Origin of the sequence: Bacillus sp. FJAT-27445, from assembly GCF_001510665.1 — a bacterium.
Classification (GTDB): domain Bacteria; phylum Bacillota; class Bacilli; order Bacillales; family Cytobacillaceae; genus Bacillus_D.
Map to the genome: position 1 here is coordinate 464,948 of NZ_LMTI01000005.1, position 22,027 is coordinate 486,974.

A 22,027-nucleotide genomic window follows, 5' to 3' on the forward strand; every position below is an offset into this window, starting at 1 on the left:
GGCCATGCCAAAAAATCATAATTTAAAAATTCAAAAGATTTTGTATTTACAAAATACTTAAGGAGTATTAATATTAGACTAATTACCTCGATATACGGTAGAGGGGTAATGTACATTAAAGGAGGTAAATGTAAATGGCCAAAGGACAAAAAGTATTATTTTTGGGAGTTTACGGAATGGAAGTTGTGGAGTGCGGGGGCGCGCTTGCAAAAAATGTCCTCAGCGGCGGAGAATCTTTTGCATCAATCATGCTTTGCAGGGAGACAAGCCAGCCTCAGGTAAGAAAGGCTGCAGAAGTATTGGGAGTGAAAGATGTGGCGTTTCTTAACTTCGATTCTGGAGCTGTCGACTTTGGTGTTGAATCCAAAAAGAAATTGGTTCAAGTCATCAGGGAAGTGAAGCCCAATATTATCATCACCCAGGACCCAGAACATTCATTCCATGATCTTGACCCGGACCGAAGGCCTGCTATGACCCTCCTATTGGAATCCATAGCCCTTGCCAGCAGGGATTTTGCCCTGGAAGATATGCCTGGCCTCGAGCCGCATCCAATTCCGACCATCTATTACATGACTCCTCATCATCCCAACACAGTTGTTGATATTACAGAAGTGTGGGATCAGAAAGAGCGGGCAATGGACATGTTGGAGAGCCAGATGGAGTTTAGCGGCCAGCATTTTGAAGAAATGCTTGATCCAAAAGCTGTTGAGATTATCTCTCCTGGATTTTCCGAATTATCCACCCATATGGAAAAGGGCCGTGCTATCCATAAAGCATTGGATAAAGCCGTCCACGTTTATCACGGGCTCGCAACTCATGGCCATTTTCCACTTGCAGAAGCCTATAGAAGAGAAGGAAACTTTCATTTGGCTGAACTAATCATCTAACTTTAATAATGAATAGGGGGATAACATGAAAAACATTTTTGTTAGATTCCTGGCCATCGTTGTTGTATTTTCGGCAAGCCTCTTTCCTGTGAGTGCGGCTGAACCTGTAAAATCATTGAAAGTTGGTATCACAAAAGATGAAAACGGGCTTAATCCTTACACGTATGTAACTGGCTATCCGGGATTGGATTTAGTGACCCTACTCTATGACAGTCTGTTCCACCTTGATGCGGAAAATAAGCCCATTCCGTGGCTAGTTGAAAAGCAATCAGTAAGTGACGATGGTTTGACCTATGAATTTACACTCCATAAAGATGTAAAGTGGCATGATGGAGAGCCACTAACTGCCAATGATGTAAAATTTACAATCGAATATTTCGGGAAATATCCAAAATCGAGATTTACGAATCCATTAAAGTCAATTGCCTCGGTCAATGTAAAAGATGACACTAATTTCTCCTTAGTCCTATCAAAAGCGGATCCTAACTTCATGATTCAGCCTTTAGCAGATCTTCCAATTTTGCCGGAACATATTTGGTCCAAAATCGATAAGCCAGATGACGAAACAAACGCTTTAGGAAGCGGCCCATACATCTTAGAAGAACATAAATCAGGCCAATATTACAAAATGAAAGCCAATAAGGACTATTTTAAGGGTACCCCTCCAATTGAGGAAATTATTTTCCCGATCATTGAAGATACAACCGCCATGCTGAATGCCCTGCAGTCTGGTGAAATCAATGCTATCTCTTCAAGCATTTCTCCTGAATTGGTAAATCAGTTTGAATCCAATGCAAAGCTTAAAGTTGCAAGGGGGCCTGGATACAGCACGACTCTGTTCCAAATCAATGCTGAAAAGTACCCGATGACGGAAAAGGCATTCCGGAAGGCTATAGATTTTTCGATTGACAAAAAAAGCTTGGTTGATACGGTGCTTCTCGGATTTGGGGAAGTTGGCAGCCCCGGGTTCATTCATCCTTCGTCCGCATCTAATAATGGTGATTTGAAGCCCGTTTATGACACGGAGAAAGCGAAACAGATTTTGGAGGAAGCAGGTTTCAAAGATACGGATGGGGATGGATTTAGGGAAGACCAGCAAGGGAAGAAAATCGATTTAACAACCCTAGTCTATTCCAATAGCCCAATTCGCATCCGGACTGCAGAGCTGGTATCTGAGGCCCTTAATAAAGTAGGAATTAAAAATACGGTTAAAGCTATGGACGCCACGACTGTCGATTCACTTATGTGGCCTGATTTCGATGTAAGCAAAGGACGCGACTTCGACTTGGGCCTGTGGAGCTGGTCCAACACAATGCAACTATTCCCTGACCGGATGGTTGAATTGTTCCACTCTGATCCAGGGGTCGGTTCGGTAAATATCGGTGGCTACAAAAATCCTGAATTCGACGATATGGCTGAAAAATTAAAAAATACGTATAACGAGGCAGAGCGGAGTGCAATTATCAAAGAAATGCAGTCGTTCATCGCTGAAGATGCTCCGTTTGTCACGCTGTACTACCAAGAAATCGTCAATGCCTATAATCCTAAAGTTTATGACGGTTTTGTGTTCCAGGTAGGTAAGGGAATCATAAACAAGCTGTCCTTTGTAGGCGGCCAAAAACCGGAAGCGGCAACAGGTTCCAGTGGAAATGGCTCTGATGCTAAATCAGCTACGGATGGAACGGATACAGAAAAGAATAATACCGGTTTGTATATTTTCCTTGGAGTGGGTGTGCTTTTAATAATCGGTTTAATACTTTTTAGGAGAAAAAGAAAATCGAACCCTACTGATGATTTTGATTTTTAAACTTGGAATTTCCCGTAAAAGGCTCTTCTTTTACGGGAAACTTTTTATAAGTTCGAGGAAACGGGTGTTTAGCTAAACAGCCACACTAATAGGAGACATTACTTATCATGATGGCACTACCATGCTTTGGAGGAGGAAAAACAGTGGGGAAGTTTATAACAGGGAAAGTCCTTCAATATACAATAGTCATTTTGTTGATGCTTACATTGAATTTTCTTTTGCCAAGGCTGATGCCGGGAAATCCGCTTGTCTATCTGGCCGGGGAAGATGTTGGCTTTATGTCAAGTGCCGAGAAAGAAGCTATCCTTGAAAAACATGGATTAAACGATTCTATTGGGGAGCAATACATTACTTACATTAAAAATATTTTCACAGGTGATTTTGGTTTTTCATACCAACAAAAACGCCCAATCTCCGATCTTCTGATGGAACGGCTGCCATGGACTCTGCTCTTGACAGGACTGGGCTTGGTATTTTCCACCATCATCGGTGTCCTATTCGGGACGATATCCGCGTGGCGCAGGGGAACAAAAACCGATGCCAATCTTTTAACAATGTTTATGTTTTTAAGCGCTATGCCATCCTTCTGGACCGGAATGATTCTGGTTTCGATTTTTGCAGCACAGCTTGGCTGGTTCCCGGTATTCGGGGCGGAAAACGCCTGGTCCAATCTCACTGGGATGGAAAGGCTGGTTGATATCGTAAAACATCTAGTACTTCCCTTGACGACCCTTGTTTTGATTTCCGTCACTAGCACCTACATGACGATGAGGTATTCGATGCTCAATGTTCTTGGAGAGGATTATATAATGATGGCGAAAGCTAAGGGAGTTAAGGAAAAAGTCATTAAATATAAGCATGCGATGCGAAACGCGCTACTCCCGGTTGCAACAGTTTTTATGTTAAGCCTGGGTTTTACACTTGGCGGGGCAACGGTCATTGAAACCGTGTTCGCTTATCCCGGAGTTGGCCGGCTTATGTTCGAATCGGTATTAAGCCGGGATTATCCGCTTATCCAGGCAACATTTCTCATTATTACCTTCAGCGTGGTCATTGCCAATTTATTGGCCGATTTGATTTATCCATTGCTGGATCCGAATGTGGGGAGAAATAATGGGTAATCTTAGATTGAAGCAATATTGGCGTGCCCTAACTTCCAACTCGTTGGGGTTGGTTGGGCTAGCCCTTTTAGCCATGTTTCTTGTCATCGCTATATTTGCTCCGGTCATTTCTCCGTATGATCCCGTTGATCGGGCGGGAGCCCCGTTCGAAAAACCGAGCAGCGATCATTTATTGGGGACAAATGATGTAGGGCAGGACATATTAAGCGAGTTGCTTTACGGAACAAGAGTTTCGTTATTGATTGGGATTATTGCAGCCTTTTTCTCAATCGTTCTTGGCTGTATTATCGGGGTCATCGCAGGCTATTTTGGCGGAAAGACGGATGCTTTATTGATGAGGTTGGTCGATTTGGTACTTGTCATCCCGTTCCTCCCATTAATGATCCTTTTAGCAGCCTTCATAGGGCCGAGCTTTTGGAATATCATTCTCGTCATTAGCCTGACTTCCTGGGCATCCCCTGCAAGGGTCATCCGGTCTCAGGTGCTGACTTTAAAAACAAAGGGATATGTGGAAGCAGCGAGGTCGATTGGAACTGATATAAAGGTTATTCTTACAAGGCATATCCTGCCAGGCGTGATCCCAATTGCCCTTTCCCAATTTGTTATGGCGGCAAGCAATGCGATTTTGATTGAAGCATCATTGAGCTTCCTTGGGTTAGGCGACCCGTTTACAAAAAGCTGGGGAACGGTTTTATACTATGCCCAGGCAAGAGGTGCATTCCTCAATGATTCGTGGATCTGGTGGATTCTTCCTCCTGGCCTCTTGATTACAACATTGGTTATTGGCTTTGCCTTTACAGGCTATTCACTCGAAGAGACGTTGAATCCTCGACTGAGAAAGGGGCGTTAATAATGGCTGCTGTATTGACTGTAAAAAATTTATCCACTTTTTTTAAAACCGAAAAAGGGATTTCCAGGGCCGTAGAGAATGTTTCTTTTTCTGTTGAGGAAGGAGAAATGCTTGGTCTGATTGGTGAGTCTGGCTGTGGAAAGACGACGGTTGCCCAAACGATTTTAAGATTAATAGAGTTTCCTGGGAAGGTTGTCTCTGGCAGTGCTTTATTCCAAGGAACGGATTTATTGAAAGCGACAGAAGCGCAACTAACTTCCATGCGATGGCGCGATATATCCGTAATTCCGCAAAGCGCGATGAACGCGCTTAACCCGGTTTATACGATCGGTGATCAAATCATGGAGGCGATTAAGCTTCATGAGAAAGTGGATAAAAGGGAGGCAATAGACAGAACGAAACGGCTGCTTGAAATTGTAGGAATTGATGGCAGCCGCTGGACGAGTTACCCCCATGAATTCAGTGGCGGGATGAAGCAGCGTGTCGCCATTGCGATGGCGCTAGCATGTAACCCAAAGATGGTTATTTCCGATGAGTCAACAACCGGGCTGGATGTGCTGACCCAGGCGCAGGTTATTGCCCTAATCAAAAACTTGCAGAAAAAAATGAACCTTTCCGTTATTTTGATTTCACATGATCTTCCTATGGTAACGGCCATTTGCGAAAAAATTGCGATTATGTATGCAGGACATATTGTTGAATGGGCTACAACCGAAGATATAGTGAAGGATACAAGGCATCCGTATTCCAAAGCATTGCTCGAGGCAACTCCGGATTTATCGAATCCAGACCGTAAAGTAACGTCAATCCCGGGAAGTGTGCCCAATCTCGTAAACATGAAAAGTTGTTGCCGTTTCCATACCCGTTGTCCATACGCTTTTGAACGCTGCAGGAAGGAAACTCCTGAATTCAAAGAAGTGAAACCTGGCCATTACACAGCATGCTTTCTTGAGGAGGAGAAAAATGGGTAACTCAACTTTGCTGAAAGTAACAAACCTAAAGAAAACATTCGTGAAAAAAACGGGAAACTTTTTTAACAGGAAGCTAACTAATGTCTATGCAGTCAATGATGTCAATTTAGAAATAAATAAAGGCGAAATCATTGGCATCATCGGGGAAAGTGGATGTGGAAAAACCACAATGGCCCGGATGGTTATGAGACTTATGAAGGAAACAAATGGAGAGGTCTGGTTTGACGGAGTCGACCTTTGTAAACTCACTGATGCCGAAATGAAAAAGGTACGAAAAAAAATGCAGTTAATTTTTCAAGACCCATATGATACGTTGAATCCCGGAATGACAATACTGGATATCTTAATGGAACCCCTTAACGCCCATGAAAAACAGCTTTCACCTAAAGAAAAATTGGAAAGGGTAAAAGAGGCACTTGAGTCCATCGAGCTTAGGCCTGCTGAAGATTATATGTACCGTTATCCCCACCAATTAAGCGGAGGACAAAGGCAGCGGATTGCAATTGCAAGAGCGGTTATTCTGAGGCCGTTGTTCATAGCAGCTGATGAGCCGACTTCAATGCTCGACGTTTCCGTTCGGGCGGGCATATTGAATCTTCTCCTTGACCTAAAAGAAAAAATGGGCCTTACGATGATGCTGATCACGCATGACCTATCAACAGCGAGCTATATGTGCGATCGGATTGCGGTCATGTACCAGGGCAGAATTGTCGAGGTCGGAACCACAAAGAAGATTATTCAATCGCCCACCCACCCTTATACAAAAGCTCTCGTTTCAGTGGTTAAGGATCTCAATTACTTTATCCAGAACCGTGATCAGCTAATTTACGATGGTGAAGTCGATGCCACCCAGGATGGCGTAGGCTGCCCTTTTGTAAAAAGGTGCCCGATGCAGGAAAGCGTCTGCCACACGAAAACCCCCAATATTGAAACCCTTGGTGATAGCCATGCAGTGGCATGCCATTGCCATTCGAATAGAATGGAAAAAACATCATGAGAGGGAGAAGCTTATGGAATCTCAAAAAAAGATTAAAATTGCTGTGAACGGCGGGATTGGCTTTGGCGCAAAGCTGACAGCAAAACAGCTCCTTGTCCTGGCCAAATACCTGCAGGAGGATGAGGAACTGGAACTGACAACTTTTCAACAGCTTTATATTGATATTCCCGAGGCTGAGAAAGACCGAATTGTTCAGGAATTTGAAGAAGCGGGGTTAAGCTATTTTCCGGTCGGATCCTATGTGAAAAGCCTAAGAACCTGTAATTTTTGCAAGGGGGCAGAAGAAGAAGGTATGCCTGTTGCAATCGAGCTCAACAAGCGGATTGCCGGTACTCCGGTGCCATTCACGCTAAAACCGGCATATACCGGTTGTCCAGTCGGTTGCGGAGAACCTTTGGTGAATGATATTGGCGTGATGAAGGTGAATCATCATTATAATCTCTACGTAGGCGGAAAATCAAAAGGAGCTGACGCAGAAGCTGGCAGCTTATTTAAAGATAATTTAACTCCGGATGAGCTTTATACAGTAGTGGATGGCATTCTCCAGGTCTACAGCACTATGGGGAAAAAGAGAGAGCCTTTTCATAAGTTCCTTAAGCGGATTGGCGGAAAAGATGAACTATACAGATTGACTCAGGAAAGGATTTCCTAATACAGGAGGAAACGGGGGGAATCTGGCATTGAAAAAAGATAACGGAAAAACAGTAGGTGCGGAGGATTTGGGTTTAGGAGCGTCTTTGATGGTTTCGGAGCAGGGAGTAAATTCTTCAAGTTTGGCAACTGCTGAGCTTGTCCCGGTTTTGAAAACAGATGGTAAGTCTTCAGCTTTGGAATTGTCTTCGGAGTTATTTTTGGAACAGGACGATTGCTGTTCTGATAGCAAACGGAGGAGCAACCATTCTCAAAAGGTAAAGAAAAACCTTGAATCCAGGTTGAATCGAATTGAAGGGCAAATCCGAGGCGTGAAAAAAATGATTGCAAATGACACTTACTGTGATGATGTTATTGCCCAAATTTCTGCGATACAATCGGCAATGAATAGTGTTGCAAGCATTCTTTTGGAAGGCCACTTAAAACACTGTGTGGTAGAGCGCATCCATGAAGGGGATTCAGACGTCATTGATGAAGTATTGGTTACAATTCAAAAATTGATGAAGAAGTAGCAAGAGCTTGGCTAGCGGAGGGATCGCTATGGAGGAATTGGAAGAAAGGAAAACGAGTAAAAAGAAGCTTAGGGTTATCCTTGCTTTAGCGCTTCCCGCAATGATCGAGAATATTTTGCAGACAGTGGTCGGATTTGTCGATACCCTGTTTGTCGCAAAAATAGGCTTAACTGAAATAACTGCTGTAGGCGTAGCAAATGCCATACTTGCTGTTTATATTGCAATCTTTATGGCGATAGGAGTTGGAACATCTTCCCTTATTTCGAGAAGTATCGGAGCAGGTGAAATGGGAAGAGCAAAATCAATTGCCCGGCAAGCAACAATTATTTCTATTGTTGCTGGAATCTTATTTGCAATGATTACCTTGTTATTTAGTGACCCGCTTCTTAGAATGATGGGTGCCACTGAGGAAGTGCTAACAGACGGAAGGCATTACATGCAGATTGTCGGACTTTCTTCTGTCTTTATTGCACTTATGGTTACTTATGGCAGCATCCTCAGAGCCGCTGGTGATACGAAGACGCCAATGAAGGTAGGCTTCTGGATCAATGTTGTCCATATAGCGCTAGATTACGTCCTTATTTTCGGATTGATTGGGCTTCCGGGCTTCGGGGTAGTAGGTGCAGCTTTGGCCACGGTTATTGTCAGGATCCTCGGAACTTTCGCTTTGTATTATTATATAAAAAAATCGTCGGTCTCCTTTATGCTGTCCGGAGGAGGATCGAAAGAAGACACGGCTTCAATTCTATCCTTATCCACACCGGCAGCAATTGAACGATTAATTATGCGCCTTGGCCAGGTACTTTACTTCGGTCTGATTGTAAAAATCGGTTCTGATACGTATGCAGCCCATACGATTGCAGGAAATATTGAAATGTTCTCCTATATGCCCGGCTATGGCCTGGCGGTCGCCGCAACAACCCTGGTTGGTCAGCATATCGGTGCAAAACGGTTCGGAGATGCGTATCAGTACGGCATTCTGACAACAGGTGTTGCTGTAGTGTTCATGTCACTGATTGGAGTATTGTTTTACTTCCTGGCACCGTGGTTCGCTACTTGGTTCACAACGGACCAGAATGCAATTGATATGGTCGTAACTGCTTTGCGTATCGATGCTTTTGCTCAACCGGCATTGGCGGTTGGGCTCGTTTTGGCTGGCGCCTTACAGGGGGCCGGCGACACCAAAAGTCCAATGTACAGCACAGCTATCGGAATGTGGGGCATCCGAGTAATTGGAGTATACCTTCTCGGAATTCAATTCGGCATGGGCATAGCAGGTATCTGGATTTCCATCGTTATCGACTTATACGTAAGGGGAGCCTTTCTTTTTTATAAATTTAGAAAGACAGTAGGAAAATCGTACCTGACCAAATCTTCAATAATTCCTTAAGTAGTGTTTTAAAAATCTAAAAGATAGGAAGAAAAAAGCAATTTTGAGCAATTTACAGAAATAAGGTAGGCATGCATTAGTCAGTTTTTTAGTAAGATGTCCGCTAGTAAAAGAGTCAATCAGACACACCATATTTTTTACAAAAAGAAAAATCCCCTATTAGGAAAGCAATAAAGCCGGCTCTATTGACCAGAAATCTGGCAGAGAGCCGGCTTTCCTATTAGGACTATATGATCAGGAGCCCTTTTGTTAGGGGCTCCTTTTTTTAGGATGACTGCTTAATCAATAAGCCCCATATAATCATAGCATTAGCTCAACTTCACAGTAGAATCTATTATGTAATTAACATTCTCCTAAAAATATTTATAACTAAAAAATGTCAAATAAACATCTCTTTTTACCTAGATAAAAATACCTAATTTATGTATAATAATGCTAAAAATATCAAGATTACTATGAAGAAAAGACTATTTTTAGTGTTTTTGGTTAGTTATCGGGAGAAGGAGAAGGAAATGCGGCATCTGAGAATTTACTTTAAGGGTTTTATTACTATGTTAATTCTGTTCATCATTTGGCTGCCAAATACATCGGCAACTGGTCAGGGTATGATTGACGATAATAAAAATGGCATTGATGATAATTGGGAAAGGGAGTATGGCCTGAGTTCAGGAATAGAATTTGAGGATTTTGATAATGATGGGCTGTACAATCTTGCAGAAGTAAAATTGGGGCTTAATCCGCAAGCGGCAGATAATGATAAAGACAAAGTTATACTTGTGTCGGATGTGATTGACAAAAGCCTGGCTAACAGTGATTTTGATATGACGGATCTATTACAAAAGGCAATTAATCTAGGAGCCGGCAAAACTGTTGTTTTGCCGTTTGATTGTTCATATAAAGTCAGTGGATTAAAGATTCCCGACAACACTATTCTTATTGGGTACGGGTCAAAGATTTACAATGATAATACACACCATACCCTGTTGACTATTGGCAGTGGAGTAAAGCTATATGGTATTGAGCTTCAAGGGGCGGGCAATAAGATGGCAGATAGTAAAGGAATCGGGATAAGGATTAAGGGAGCAGGTGCTGCTGGCTATGCCAAAAATATTGTCGTAGAGGATGTAAAGATTCGCAATATAGGCTTTTATGGTATACTTGCTGAATTTGCTGATAATGTAAAGATTTCAAATACGATTATTCATGATATCGGTTTTGCAGGTATTGGGGGCCTTTCTGTCAGAAATATGCATATTGATAGGAGCCACATAAAGGGAATTTCACCAGGAAGCGTAGGGAATGCCTATGGCGTCTTCTTCTCGCGAAAGGGTGCTGAGAGCAGCTTGGAAGCACATCCGAGAAGTGCGGATAGTTCTGTGACTGACAGTATAATAGAAGACATTCCGTTATGGGAGGCTTTAGATACTCATGGCGGGGAGAATATTACATTTAACTACAATACAATACGAAATACCAAGGTTGGAATCGCATGTGTTAATGCAACAGGAAATGATGGAATGGATTTATATGGCTCCCAGAAATGTACGGCCAAGGGCAACCGAATAGAAGGAATCGGTAAGGGATATGGGATTGTAGTGGCTGGAGCTTCATCTGATAACAGCAGGGACTGCACTATAGAAGGTAATCAATTAACTGATGCCGGACAGCAGGGAAATAGCATCTCGGGTGCTATTCAGGCGTCATTTACTAAAGACTTAGTGATAAAAGATAATACTCTGGTCAATTCATATGCAAATGGCATCCACTTATATACTTACAATCAGCAGTTTTCAGTTTCTGGGAACAAAGTAGAGGATGTCCAGGATAAAGTGTATGTGGCGCCAGCTGCCATCGCCTTTCGTTCGGGTAATAGTTCCGGTACTATTGCAGGAAATAACCTCATAAGAAAAAATGAAAAATTAAATACTTATGTCTCAATGAGAGGAATCAATATTTCCACACCAGCCGGAATGGAACTGTTGATTGGCCAAAATACTAACAACTGTGTTCTTCCCGTAGCAGGAGGAGCAGGTAAACATGTAATATACATATATTAAATTAAAAGCTGCCGACATAGAAAATCCGGATTTTTGTCGCTGATGAAATTATTATTTTTCTTCTATAGCGGCTGAAAAATTATTGGAGGAAGGGAATTAATCAGCAATTTATAGGCAGGTGGAAAAAACGAACGTATAGTAATCACATGACAATATGGAGGTATCTGTATTTATTCAGGGAGATAATAAAGGGGCATCTGTTTTAAAGCACATTTACGTTCAATTAGATATTTCAAAAAATCACATGTTGAGAATGAACCTGACCTAAACCATACCTACATTAATTCAATCATTCGGCACTTGGTGGGGTTAATTCAGATAAAACTGCAAATAAAAACAGACTACAAAATGTAGCCTGTTTTACAGTAAAGAATAGATATTGGAGTTTTTGTTCGAAAATCAAGATATTATTAAAGAAGTCTCTTTCAATGTATTGTAAACTTCTTCTGCTATAGCCTTACCTAGTAAGGGAGGAACTGCATTTCCTATTTGTTTAACAATTTGGGTTCTACTACCATGAAATTTAAAACTATCATCAAAACTTTGAATCCTTGCACCTTCTCTTGGTGTAAGTGCCCTATTCTGAGTAGGGTGTATACATTTGTTTGAAGCAGGGTGAACAAAGTTAACAGTTATAGTGTTTGATGGTTCATCTGCCTCAAGTCTTGAATAAGATGTGCTAAAACCACTAGAAATTAAATGTTTAGGAATGCAATCAATATTTGAACCTGAATAGCTAATAATTTCTAACATTTTAGGTGAATGGTTAGTGGATGAATGTAAATCTAGATTTACAACTTCTAACCTTCTGTTATATTGGTAATCGTTTAAAGGTTCAATTGTATACTCGGTAGCAGTTTCCCCACTTTCAATTGGAGGTAAATCACTAATTGCATCCGAAACAGTTAAAGCAGGTAAGAGAGTGTCCATATTAAATAGATCTGATTCAGCAGATAGGATTTTACTTTTATCCTTGTAACCTATGGTTTTACCTTCGAAATAATGTGTAGGTTTAGGAAAGTTAATAGTTAATCCTTTCTGTGCCCCTATCATTATGAGTCGTTCTCTCTTTTGAGGAACTCCAAAATTAGCTGCATTTACAATTTTCCAATCTACATCGTACCCAATATCTATAAAGCATTGCTCCATTAATTTTATGGTTTTACCTTGTTTATGAGTGGTTAATCCTACCACATTTTCTAAAACAAACACTTTAGGTTGAAAGTAATTAACAAAAAGTGCGTATTGTTCAAATAAACTATTTCTTGGGTCATCATCATTACCACTTCTAAACGGTCTAATTGATGAGAAACCCTGACATGGAGGGCCACCAATTATAATATCTACTTTTTTGTTTTCCTGTGTTAGTAGTTGTTCTACTTCTGATGGTTTGATAGTTCTAATATCTTGATTAATAACAATTGCATTAGGATGATTTAACTTAGCTGTTTTTGATGGAGCTTCCAGAATATCTATTGCACAAACTGTCTCAAATTCTTGGCTGAATTTTGTGAAACCGTATGAAAAACCACCAGTTCCACAAAATAAATCCATTATTCCAATTTTACCATTCATTTATTTATCACCTCTATAACGTAGACTATAGTCTCGTTTCTATGTTGTGTCAAGTATGCTAATTTTAGGGTATGGAAAAAAGAAGTCTTGCACAAATAATAGCAGAGTTAAGAAAAGAACAAGGTTTGTCTTTGGAAGATATCGCCAAAAGAACAGGGTTGCATAGAACTACAGTTGGCTTAATTGAGAGGGGTGAAAGAGAACCAACTGTCGAAACTGCTTCGAAAATAGCGGAAGCAATGGATATGACATTAGCTGAATTACTGTTACTTCAAGATGCACCCGATATTAACAAAGTAATAACAACTCGGAAGGTCAAGGAAGATTGTGTTAGGAATGTTAACTCTCTTCAAGCTGTGGGCTTAACCTCGGAAACTTTATTAAATGCTATTGAACATTGCTATAATACACTAGATATTATTGATGAACAATTGTTAAAGAATGGGGCACAGAAATTATCTGGTTTAGTTGAATTAGCTAATCTTTCTTCTATAGTAGGTAATATCTTAGGTGCAGGGATAGCTAACTATTCCAATAATGTCTATATAAGGAATAAACCACACACATATCCTGATTTAATAAGAGAGAATGGGTTGGGTGAGGGAGTAGAAATAAAAATAGCATTGGAAAAGAATATGCCAAAGGGTCACCTTCCTAAACCAGGGAATTACTTAACCTTTAGATATGTTCTTACTGACTCCGATGGTAATTACAATAAAACTCAAAGAGGTGATACTGTCTCAATTTGGGAAGTTAGATGTGGTTACTTAAAAGAAGAGGATTTCTCTATTAGTAATACTGAGGGAGACTCGGGAAAAACTGCACCAATAAGAACAGGTTCTTTAAAAGAAATGAGCCTAGTATATTTTGAGCCAAACTTAGTTCCATATCAACATACTGATAAAAAATCTTATCCAGGATTTAATTAACATCAACTAACAAGTATAATTATATCAAACAGACTACCTTTAACATAGGGTAGTTTTTTAATTTCTTTCTAATTTATATTTCAGAACTAATGCTACTCCTGTATGCATTATCAACTCATCACCTGTTGAGTGCAGAAACTAGAAAGTTACAGGATATATTAGGAGTCAGCAATTTCGACAAAGAATTGACAACATACTTAACATTTAAAAATTTTCACCCATTTCACAAAAATTGCACATGTTGTTATTTTTGAATAGCCCAGATTTTCTTATAGGATCCGAAATGTTTATTTAACAGCATTTTATTAACTGTATTTATTTGAAATTACCCCTATTTTCTTGTCCCTTCCAATTGAAAGTGTAGGGGAGTTGAATCTCTCTCAAATCATACAAAACCTAACATGATCTTTGTATAGGATGTCAAATTATTGTAAGGTTTTAACACTAAGAAATTTGTTTTTAAAAAATGTCTATATTTTTTATTCTAATAAATATCTTGGCGTATATACCTACTATAAAACATAGGTTCGTATAATCGCATTAAAAAGATATTTAAGCACGAAAAATTACTCCAACAACCATTAAAAGTAAATGCAGTACTGCTGTAAGTATCTGATTTACCTTGTTGTTGAGAGCAAAAACCAGGGTAACACTACTACCTCCAATAATTGCCCCCCAAACCGAGATAATTAAGCGAATTTTTAATATTGCCTCAGAACAACGATATGGCTGCAGCAGGATTGCACAGGAGCTTAATGAGATAGGAACTTCAACAAGAAGCAAGAAACCATGTTTATAATACAATTTCCAAGCTACTCAGGAACCAAATCTATATTGGCCAGCCAGCGTTCAACAAATAAGGACTTCACGGTAAGTAGATAAACATATCTGAGTGGAGGCTCCAGCCCAAAAATGAAAACTTGGCGATAATTAATGACGATCAATTCTATGAGGTTCAGGAACTAATGGATGGCCGCTGTCCTACCGAAGGAAATCTTGATTTGTCAGTAAAAAGGGATTTTCCTTTGGATGGTCTAGTTTCCTGCGGATATTGCGGACGGAAGCTAAACCTGAAATGAACAGGAACCGCCCAAAATCAAAGAATGGAGTAAAAAAGGAAACAAAAATTTATCGCCGTTATGTATGTGATCATGCTAAGAATAAATTGGAATATCACGGACAGAGGGATTTGGGAGCAGATAAACACGAAAATTTAATAATAAACCTATTAACAAAAACTATTGCAGGCTATGGAATTGTTTTTCAAGAAGACTTACTCTTTAAGGACATTAACATGACAGAGAAACAAATCGCGGAGCTGGACAAAACCATTTCGAATTATTATCTTAGTTGCTCCGCTGATAATAAAGAACTGCAAAAGCATTTAATCCGGGTAAATGAACTTGAAGATCGATATATTGAATTACTAGAACGGAATAAGATAATCAATAGGGCTAAAAACGGACTGGTTAATTTTCCTGAATCGGACATTGCAATAATCCTTCAAGCCATTTTTCAAAAAGTAATATTGACTAAAACTGGTATAGACTACAAACCAAACAGCTATGTAGAATTTCAGGAGAGTATCTTATTACAACAGTAGGAAATTATGTATGAGGATGAAAATAGGATAGATAGAGCATTTATAGTGCTTTATCTATCCTTTTATTTTTGGCAACCCTCTATATCTGCTGAGAAGAAGGGATAAAAGGTAGAAAACTCAGCTGCAAATAGAATTGATAATAGAAAGGACAAAGTATTAATGAGAATAAGAATATTTATTTCTATTAACTGTTTACCAATAATGCTTGTTCAGTCTATAATAGACAAATGCGAAATTTCGGTTACCGAAATTTATTAGGTCTTCAGCATGAAAAAACATAAAGAAAGGGGAGACCGACATGAATGAATCTGGCAAAAAGAAGCGACTGCAGCTCGCTTTGCTTTTAGGCTCACTTGGCATTTTGGGACCATTTACAATTGATACGTATTTGCCGGCCTTCCCTACCATAGTACAGGAATTTGATACGACTGCATCACTTGTCCAAACCAGTTTGACTTCCGCTTTATTGGGTCTTGGTTTGGGGCAATTGGTCATTGGGCCATTAAGTGACGTTAAAGGGCGGCGGAAGCCATTGATATTCTTCCTGGGCCTGTACATCCTGGCTTCCCTAGCATGCTCAATTGCACCCAATATCTATCTTCTAATTGCTGCCCGATTTGTCCAAGGGTTTGCGGCGTCCGGCGGGATTGTCATATCAAGAGCTATCGTAAGGGACCTATATAGCGGAAAGGAACTGACAAAGTTTTTTACTTTGATGGTATTGGTAGGGAACCTGGGGCCGATCATTGCACCAATTGCCGGAGGGGCCATCCTTGCTTTTCAGGATTGGCATTGGGTGTTTATTGTACTGGCATGTATTGGGGCCGTAATGACCTTGACCGTTTCATTTAAGTTAAAAGAGACTCTGCCAGCAGAAAAACGGGTCCCGAGTAATTTGCCGCAAGTACTGGGCAATTTCGGAGCATTATTTAAAAACAAACAGTTCATGGGCTATGCATTTACCCAAGGGTTCATCACTTCTGGTATTTTTGCCTATGTTTCTGGTATTCCGTTTGTTTACCAAAACATTTACGGTGTAACCCCTCAGCAGTTTAGCCTCTTATTCGGGGTAAATGGCTTGGCGCTGATTATAGGAAGCCAGTCTGTCGGCCGATTGACTGACATCATTTCGGAACGAACTTTCTTGAAAATAGGCCTGTCGTTAGCGAATGTATCAGGTTTCGGTTTACTGATTGCACTCCTATTGGAAGCCCCGCTGATCGGAGTCGCAATCCCAGTTTTCTTTTTCCTAACTTCCATTAGTATGATAGGGACATCGTCTTTCACATTGGCCATTCAGTCACAAGGGCATATGGCAGGCAGCGCTTCTGCATTATTGGGGGTATTGCCCTTTGTCATGGCCTCCCTGTCAGCCCCGCTTGTAGGAATTGGCGGAGCCTACACAGGAGTTCCGATGGCCGCCCTCATTTTCGGTGCCAGTATTTTGGCTTTCATGTGTTATTTCTTCCTGGTCAGAAAAACTAAAGTCAAGGAGCAGGTTTTAATAGTTAATCGCGACGCGTAGGCTCGGTGGGAGGCACCCTCACCCGGGGATTCTCCCGCAATGCTGTCATAGCATGACCGGCATGAACGTAACCAGAAGTTGAAATTGTACTTCTTATTGTGCTAATTACACGGCGTATAAGTGTTTCATTCTAAAGCGGATGCCTAGATTCGTTAAGAATGGGACCCTTTGTTGTGTTTATAGAAGCTTTGATGATTGATAAGAAAGTAGCTATTACAGGAAAATAAATAATTTTTAATAAAAAGTAGCCATCTTTTATTATGAGGTGTTTTTTTGTTTACTCCAATCCTAGCCACGGTTGACTGTTTGGAGAGGATAGAAGCTTTTGCTTATAATACATAAAACGTAACAAAAAATACAAAATTCAGACACTTGTAGCCCTGCTTTTTCGTTATGATGGGAACAAATGGGGGATGAATTAACAAGCTACAATTTGCCAACACCTGCATCCAAGACATACACAACGAAGCAATTGGAAAAAAGTATGTTTTGAAAAAGGAGAGGGTATTTTTGGTTTATGAAAAAGTGCAGCCTCATTGTATGGTCTGTGCCAAGCCATTCAAAAGGAATGACTTGGTATATACGGACACCATGTTTACACAAATTCAACATGCAGGATGTTTTTGTTACAAACAGGAATTTATTAAAGACAAAGGAACATATGAAGATATTGTTGGAAAATATCCTGAATATCTAGAAAAATTTATCGTTTCAGATCAACCGGTTGCCAATATATTGGTTGTTAATTCTCTTAGAAGAAATCGGTAAATTCGTTCGGATTGGTCAGGATAATCACGGGAGTATACTAATCTTAAGGTGAGCAATTTGGCAAAAATGATTAAATTCATCTATAACCCACATAATGCCTGAATCGACGGGAAGAAGATCAGACAATTGTAAAAATTCATTGAATTCTTGTCGACAAAGCAGTGAAAAGAGCCTCCGAGAAAAGGGAGGCTCTTTTCGTATTGGTGGGAAATTCGATTAAGTTAGCTTATATTGGCTCATCGTTAAATTTAAAGGTTCATATTTCCAAATAGAAGGCAATGATTTCTATTTGGAGGGGTTAACGAAATGATTGGACGGTTTTTAAAAAGGAAAAGGCGAATGAAGATGGATTTCACAGAAATAATAGAGGGTTCAAATTCAATTACTTCGGCTGCACAGATTTGCAATTTTCCTAAACATTAAGGATGCTCATACTGGGGAGGGGGGCCTGGATAAAGCTGTTTTTGAAATGATTGGATTCTCACTGGAACCAATCTGGGTAAATTTACTAATCCAGTATTTCTTTAAATTAGCAATAATTACTATTATACTTGGTTTGAAAGTAAAAGTTTGTAAGGGAGACGGAAAGTAACAATGAGGAAAATACCTATTTTATTATCACTTATCTTGCTGTTAGGGATATTCTTACCAAATTTGAATGCTACTGCAACAGAAGGTAGTATTTGTGACCAATATAAGGGTGTTACAAAAATTTGGTGGGATGGAATTGAATTAAAATCTGGTCAAATTGGGCGGTTAACAATATTAAAAGATACTCCATTATTTAAATTGGATGGAGATAAAAAAATATTCTCCAGGACTTTAAAAAAAGGGGAATTCTATCGAATATACGCCTTTAAACCTGGAATGTTGAGTGTTGGTGGAGGGTATTTCGTAGACCGTGATTCACGAGTCTCCTATCAAACTCCGAGCAAGACCAAACTACAAGCAGTACAGTGTATAAATGGTGGAATTCCAGCTCCTTCCGTCAAGGCTCATTTTATTAATGTAGGGCAAGGTGACAGTATCTTGATTACATTAACTAATGGCAAAAATATATTAGTTGATGGCGGGAAGAGGGAATATGGGGATGAATTAGTTAGTTATCTCAACAAAGTTGGAGTTAAAACAGTAGATTTACTAGTAGCAACTCATCCAGATGCTGACCACATTGGCGGCTTGATAAGTGTACTCAAATCATTTCCTGTTAAGCAGGTACTCGATAGCGGGAAAGAACATACAACGCAAACTTATTTAGAGTATTTGAGTCTTATTGATTCTAGGAATATTCCCTTTTCAGTGGCTAAGGTTGGACAAGTACTAAATCTCGATAGCAACGTAAAAATTACTGTATTAAATAGTGGTGAAGGTCTAGGAGATAATAACGAAGCTTCTGTCGCCTTAAAAACGACATACGGAAACATGGATATATTATTGACCGGAGATGCAGAGGCCAATCAAGAAAAAGTAATGATGGAAAAGTTTAATGTCGAAGCAGAAATTTTTAAAGCAGCACATCATGGCTCAAATACAGGAAACAGCTTGGAGTTCATAAAAAAGGTAAACCCTAAGGCAACTGTGTTAAGTTACGGGAAGGATAATAGTTATGGGCATCCACATAAAGAAGTGGTGGATCGGTTAACCCAGTTAGGTTCAAAGCTTTATTCAACTGCGGATAGTGGTACTATCGTATTTACATTGACCAAAACTGCATACTCCGTTTCAGCAAATCCTTGGTTAAATACTCCTGCACCCGCACCTAAAACAAGTGAAATTAATATTTTGAGTGTCGATAAAGCTGCTGAGGTTGTTAAGATTAAGAATAGTGGTACTACTGATGCGAACTTAACAGGGTGGAAGTTGGTAAGTGTTGAGGGAAATCAAACGTTTACTTTTCCTTCAGGGTATATGTTAAAGGCAGGTTCAACTGTATCAGTCACTTCCGGGCCTAATGCTGTAAGCAACCCACCGACTCAATTAAAATGGACTACCGGGAATATGTGGAACAATACTAGTAGTGACCCGGCACAACTTTATAATGTTGAGGGTGTGATTATAAGTGAAGTCAAATAAATTCACTGTAGACCGTTTTGAGGGTGATAAGATCGTTTTGTTGAAGAGGGACGATGAAAAAATCGAAATGGTACTATCAAAATCCAAGTTGCCTGGTTCGGTAGTTGAAGGTGATATATTACTTATTACTTTTAAAGAGGATGGAACAGTTTCAAACGTGGAACATTTAAAGGATGAGACAGAGAAGGCTAGAAATCGAGCCATAGAATTATTAAACAAGTTGAAGAATAAGTAAGGACAGACCGCCCCTGAACTGTAACCCATTAAGTGGCAGTTAAAAAAATACCTCAAAACTTTTATGTAGCTAACAGATGACTCCGGTATTGTGCAGGGGTCATCTTATTTTGAGTCCATTGATAACGTTCGTTATTTTTATTTTATTCCTCAAAATAATTTCCAAAGATTCCTTTAAGCTTATTGAATCATTGGAGGTTCTTCTTATTTTTATGAATATAAATGAATTTCTGCGAGGACGGGTAAAAAGTTGCTTTCCAACTTGAATGTAAATATCAACGCATTCATTGTTACGGTCGTAATAATAATCTTGTTAAGGTTAAATCTAGGAAAGATATAAATAAAAATTGGATATTTCAATTCAAAATTTTTGCGAATAAAAAAAGAAGTTTTTCAGCCTGATTTTTTACCGCCATCCATTCGGATGGTTTTTTTTATCGAAAAACAAGAACGTATGTTCCGTAATTTATTGAAGGAAGAAGGACGGAGTGATAGTATGGGGATACGTGACCGGGGATGATTAAAGAAGTGGAGAGCCGCTTCATTTTTACCCGACCAGAATTCCATGCTGAGAAAGGTATGGGAAGAGGACAGAAAAGTAGCAAAACCGATACTTGATCAACAACAATGGGACGAGATTGAGCAGACCATCCTTTTGGTTATGGAATTTGCCATTCCGGTCAGGGTAAAAATATGGAACGAAGGATATTTTCTTGAACCCAGTGGAATGATTCATCATATGGATGAGCTAATAAAGATTCTTTTTCTAGAAACAAAAGGTGGGAAAATGATAAATTTTAGTTTTTCATATATTAGAGAAGCTTTTGCTGATAATACATAAAACGTAACAAAAAATACAAAACTCGACCATTTTGCAACCCTGCTTTTTCATTTTGATGGGAACAATGGAAGTTGAGATATATAAGCTGCAATTTGCTAGTACCTGCATCCAAGACATACACAATGAAGCGAAGGAAGAAAAAATTATGTTTATAAAAAGTAGAGGGTATATTTGGTTAATGAAAAAGTGCAGCCTCATTGTATGGTCTGTGCCAAGCCTTTCAAAAGGAATGATTTGGTATACAAGGACATCATATTTACGCAAATTCAACATGCGAAATGTTTTTGTTACAAACCGGAATTTATTAAAGACAATGGAACATATGAAGATATTGTTAGAAAATATCCTGATACCAAGAAAAATTTATCGTGTCAATTCAACCGGTTGCCGATATATTGGTTGTAAATTTGTTCTAATTGAATGTCAGGATAAACATGCGTTTATACTAATCTTAAGGTGAGCAAATTGGTAAAAAAGATTAGATTCATCTATCACCCACATGTTGCAGAAATCGATGAGAAGAAGGTCAGACAGGTGCAAGCTTATAATCAATGATCCTGAAAAAATGGTTTACTCGTTAATTGATGATAATAACTAAACTCTTAAAATCTACTGATATAAAGATTGCAGTACTCCGAAAAGGCCAGCTAGATTTGAAAGATAGCCTAAAAGAGAAGTATAAGGAGATGAGAGTTCAACTTTATATTAGTGGTTATAAGAGGACAGATGGTGTACTTGTTCCCCAGATGAATTTGTTCCATCATATAGACAATTTTTGTCTTGGTATAAATCAAATTACATATTTAATGATCGTTTAATAAACAGCATAGGGAAAGGCCGGAATTCCCAGAGCACCTGCTGGTGGAAGTGCCGGAATCCTCGAGGCTCCTGAAGGCTACGGAGGAAAAATATCAGAAACGACAGAACCTCCAGGCTCCAGTTGTCACCTTCCGTTCCGTCTGGAAGGAGGGGCACGGCAATGTTTGATTCCTTTGTTGAAATGGAAAATACCCCGTTTAGCCGAGTCGTCAGTAAAAGTCTAGATCTAAAATTAACATTGTAATCTTTCCAGATATTGCGTCTAAGTATTCTTATAAGGAAGAGGCTTGAAAAGTTTGTCCCCAGATATTATGACAAAATATTCTAGTTTTTACTATTACTCTCTCGTAACAGATACAAATTGGGTTATAATCTATTATAATGAGAGAATGGTAAAACCATGCAATTGAGAATTGC

Annotated in this window: 17 protein-coding genes and 2 pseudogenes; 17 read left to right on the forward strand and 2 right to left on the reverse strand. The window is 39.6% G+C overall.

What is annotated here, in order from left to right; translation table 11 throughout:
• Positions 1-134: 134 nt before the first annotated feature.
• From AR337_RS17010 to AR337_RS17055, 10 genes are all read left to right on the forward strand, one after another.
• Positions 135-887 (forward strand): PIG-L deacetylase family protein, encoded by a 753-nt coding sequence (locus AR337_RS17010; protein WP_059173199.1) that lies wholly within the window; start codon positions 135-137, stop codon positions 885-887.
• A 25-nt stretch (positions 888-912) separates the two neighbouring features.
• Positions 913-2,694 carry an ABC transporter substrate-binding protein gene (locus AR337_RS17015; RefSeq protein ID WP_059173200.1) on the forward strand — a complete coding sequence of 594 codons (1,782 nt, stop codon included), beginning with the start codon at positions 913-915 and terminating at the stop codon, positions 2,692-2,694.
• A gap of 143 nt (positions 2,695-2,837) precedes the next feature.
• Positions 2,838-3,815, forward strand: coding sequence for an ABC transporter permease (locus AR337_RS17020; RefSeq protein ID WP_059173201.1), 978 nt, complete (start codon positions 2,838-2,840; stop codon positions 3,813-3,815).
• A complete protein-coding gene (locus AR337_RS17025; RefSeq protein ID WP_059173202.1) occupies positions 3,808-4,665 on the forward strand; it encodes an ABC transporter permease in 858 nt (285 codons plus the stop codon). Before AR337_RS17020 ends, AR337_RS17025 begins: the two co-directional genes overlap by 8 nt.
• A 2-nt stretch (positions 4,666-4,667) precedes the next feature.
• On the forward strand, positions 4,668-5,636 hold the full coding sequence (locus AR337_RS17030; RefSeq protein WP_059173203.1) for an ABC transporter ATP-binding protein: 969 nt from the start codon (positions 4,668-4,670) through the stop codon (positions 5,634-5,636).
• On the forward strand, positions 5,629-6,633 hold the full coding sequence (locus AR337_RS17035) for an ABC transporter ATP-binding protein (RefSeq protein ID WP_059173204.1): 1,005 nt from the start codon (positions 5,629-5,631) through the stop codon (positions 6,631-6,633). The genes AR337_RS17030 and AR337_RS17035 overlap by 8 nt, the downstream gene beginning before the upstream one ends.
• A gap of 13 nt (positions 6,634-6,646) precedes the next feature.
• Positions 6,647-7,285, forward strand: a complete 639-nt coding sequence (locus AR337_RS17040; RefSeq protein WP_059173205.1) for a nitrite reductase — start codon at positions 6,647-6,649, stop codon at positions 7,283-7,285.
• A gap of 175 nt (positions 7,286-7,460) precedes the next feature.
• Entirely contained in the window at positions 7,461-7,796 is a 336-nt protein-coding gene (locus tag AR337_RS17045) for a metal-sensitive transcriptional regulator (RefSeq protein WP_301335732.1), read from the forward strand.
• A 28-nt stretch (positions 7,797-7,824) separates the two neighbouring features.
• Positions 7,825-9,186: an MATE family efflux transporter gene (locus AR337_RS17050; RefSeq protein ID WP_059173206.1), complete on the forward strand. Its 1,362-nt coding sequence runs from the start codon at positions 7,825-7,827 to the stop codon at positions 9,184-9,186.
• Positions 9,187-9,698: 512 nt separating this feature from the next.
• Complete coding sequence (locus AR337_RS17055) at positions 9,699-11,243, forward strand: right-handed parallel beta-helix repeat-containing protein (protein ID WP_059173207.1); 1,545 nt, start codon at positions 9,699-9,701, stop codon at positions 11,241-11,243.
• A gap of 399 nt (positions 11,244-11,642) precedes the next feature.
• Here the strand turns inward: AR337_RS17055 and AR337_RS17060 are convergent, their stop codons facing one another.
• Positions 11,643-12,818, reverse strand: a complete 1,176-nt coding sequence (locus AR337_RS17060) for a DNA cytosine methyltransferase (RefSeq protein ID WP_216637389.1) — start codon at positions 12,816-12,818, stop codon at positions 11,643-11,645.
• A gap of 71 nt (positions 12,819-12,889) precedes the next feature.
• Between AR337_RS17060 and AR337_RS17065 the strand changes: the two genes are divergently transcribed.
• From AR337_RS17065 to AR337_RS17090, 6 genes are all read left to right on the forward strand, one after another.
• Positions 12,890-13,747 (forward strand): helix-turn-helix domain-containing protein, encoded by an 858-nt coding sequence (locus AR337_RS17065; protein ID WP_059173208.1) that lies wholly within the window; start codon positions 12,890-12,892, stop codon positions 13,745-13,747.
• Between the two features lie 1,075 nt (positions 13,748-14,822).
• Positions 14,823-15,350 (forward strand): hypothetical protein, encoded by a 528-nt coding sequence (locus tag AR337_RS17070; protein WP_059173209.1) that lies wholly within the window; start codon positions 14,823-14,825, stop codon positions 15,348-15,350.
• Positions 15,351-15,648: 298 nt separating this feature from the next.
• Entirely contained in the window at positions 15,649-16,875 is a 1,227-nt protein-coding gene (locus AR337_RS17075) for a multidrug effflux MFS transporter (RefSeq protein WP_059173210.1), read from the forward strand.
• A 510-nt stretch (positions 16,876-17,385) separates the two neighbouring features.
• The gene (locus AR337_RS17080) at positions 17,386-17,643 is read left to right on the forward strand and encodes a hypothetical protein (protein WP_059173211.1); all 258 of its coding nucleotides are present in this window, start codon (positions 17,386-17,388) and stop codon (positions 17,641-17,643) included.
• A gap of 594 nt (positions 17,644-18,237) precedes the next feature.
• Positions 18,238-19,716 (forward strand): MBL fold metallo-hydrolase, encoded by a 1,479-nt coding sequence (locus AR337_RS17085; protein ID WP_059173212.1) that lies wholly within the window; start codon positions 18,238-18,240, stop codon positions 19,714-19,716.
• The gene (locus AR337_RS17090; protein ID WP_059173213.1) at positions 19,703-19,951 is read left to right on the forward strand and encodes a DUF3006 domain-containing protein; all 249 of its coding nucleotides are present in this window, start codon (positions 19,703-19,705) and stop codon (positions 19,949-19,951) included. The genes AR337_RS17085 and AR337_RS17090 overlap by 14 nt, the downstream gene beginning before the upstream one ends.
• A 61-nt stretch (positions 19,952-20,012) precedes the next feature.
• Here the strand turns inward: AR337_RS17090 and AR337_RS24090 are convergent.
• Positions 20,013-20,081, reverse strand: a pseudogene (locus AR337_RS24090) (hypothetical protein); the annotation flags it as partial.
• A gap of 425 nt (positions 20,082-20,506) precedes the next feature.
• Here AR337_RS24090 and AR337_RS17095 point away from each other — a divergent pair.
• Positions 20,507-20,791, forward strand: a pseudogene (locus AR337_RS17095) (YolD-like family protein); the annotation flags it as partial.
• Positions 20,792-22,027: the final 1,236 nt, after the last annotated feature.

Bases quoted from the DNA above. Each gene is read 5' to 3' on its own strand.
- AR337_RS17010 (WP_059173199.1), top strand. From the start codon at position 135: ATGGCCAAAGGACAAAAAGTATTATTTTTGGGAGTTTACGGAATGGAA.
- AR337_RS17015 (WP_059173200.1), top strand. From the start codon at position 913: ATGAAAAACATTTTTGTTAGATTCCTGGCCATCGTTGTTGTATTTTCG.
- AR337_RS17025 (WP_059173202.1), top strand. From the start codon at position 3,808: ATGGGTAATCTTAGATTGAAGCAATATTGGCGTGCCCTAACTTCCAAC.
- AR337_RS17030 (WP_059173203.1), top strand. From the start codon at position 4,668: ATGGCTGCTGTATTGACTGTAAAAAATTTATCCACTTTTTTTAAAACC.
- AR337_RS17035 (WP_059173204.1), top strand. From the start codon at position 5,629: ATGGGTAACTCAACTTTGCTGAAAGTAACAAACCTAAAGAAAACATTC.
- AR337_RS17040 (WP_059173205.1), top strand. From the start codon at position 6,647: ATGGAATCTCAAAAAAAGATTAAAATTGCTGTGAACGGCGGGATTGGC.
- AR337_RS17050 (WP_059173206.1), top strand. From the start codon at position 7,825: ATGGAGGAATTGGAAGAAAGGAAAACGAGTAAAAAGAAGCTTAGGGTT.
- AR337_RS17055 (WP_059173207.1), top strand. From the start codon at position 9,699: ATGCGGCATCTGAGAATTTACTTTAAGGGTTTTATTACTATGTTAATT.
- AR337_RS17060 (WP_216637389.1), bottom strand. From the start codon at position 12,818: ATGAATGGTAAAATTGGAATAATGGATTTATTTTGTGGAACTGGTGGT.
- AR337_RS17065 (WP_059173208.1), top strand. From the start codon at position 12,890: ATGGAAAAAAGAAGTCTTGCACAAATAATAGCAGAGTTAAGAAAAGAA.
- AR337_RS17070 (WP_059173209.1), top strand. From the start codon at position 14,823: ATGAACAGGAACCGCCCAAAATCAAAGAATGGAGTAAAAAAGGAAACA.
- AR337_RS17075 (WP_059173210.1), top strand. From the start codon at position 15,649: ATGAATGAATCTGGCAAAAAGAAGCGACTGCAGCTCGCTTTGCTTTTA.
- AR337_RS17085 (WP_059173212.1), top strand. From the start codon at position 18,238: ATGAGGAAAATACCTATTTTATTATCACTTATCTTGCTGTTAGGGATA.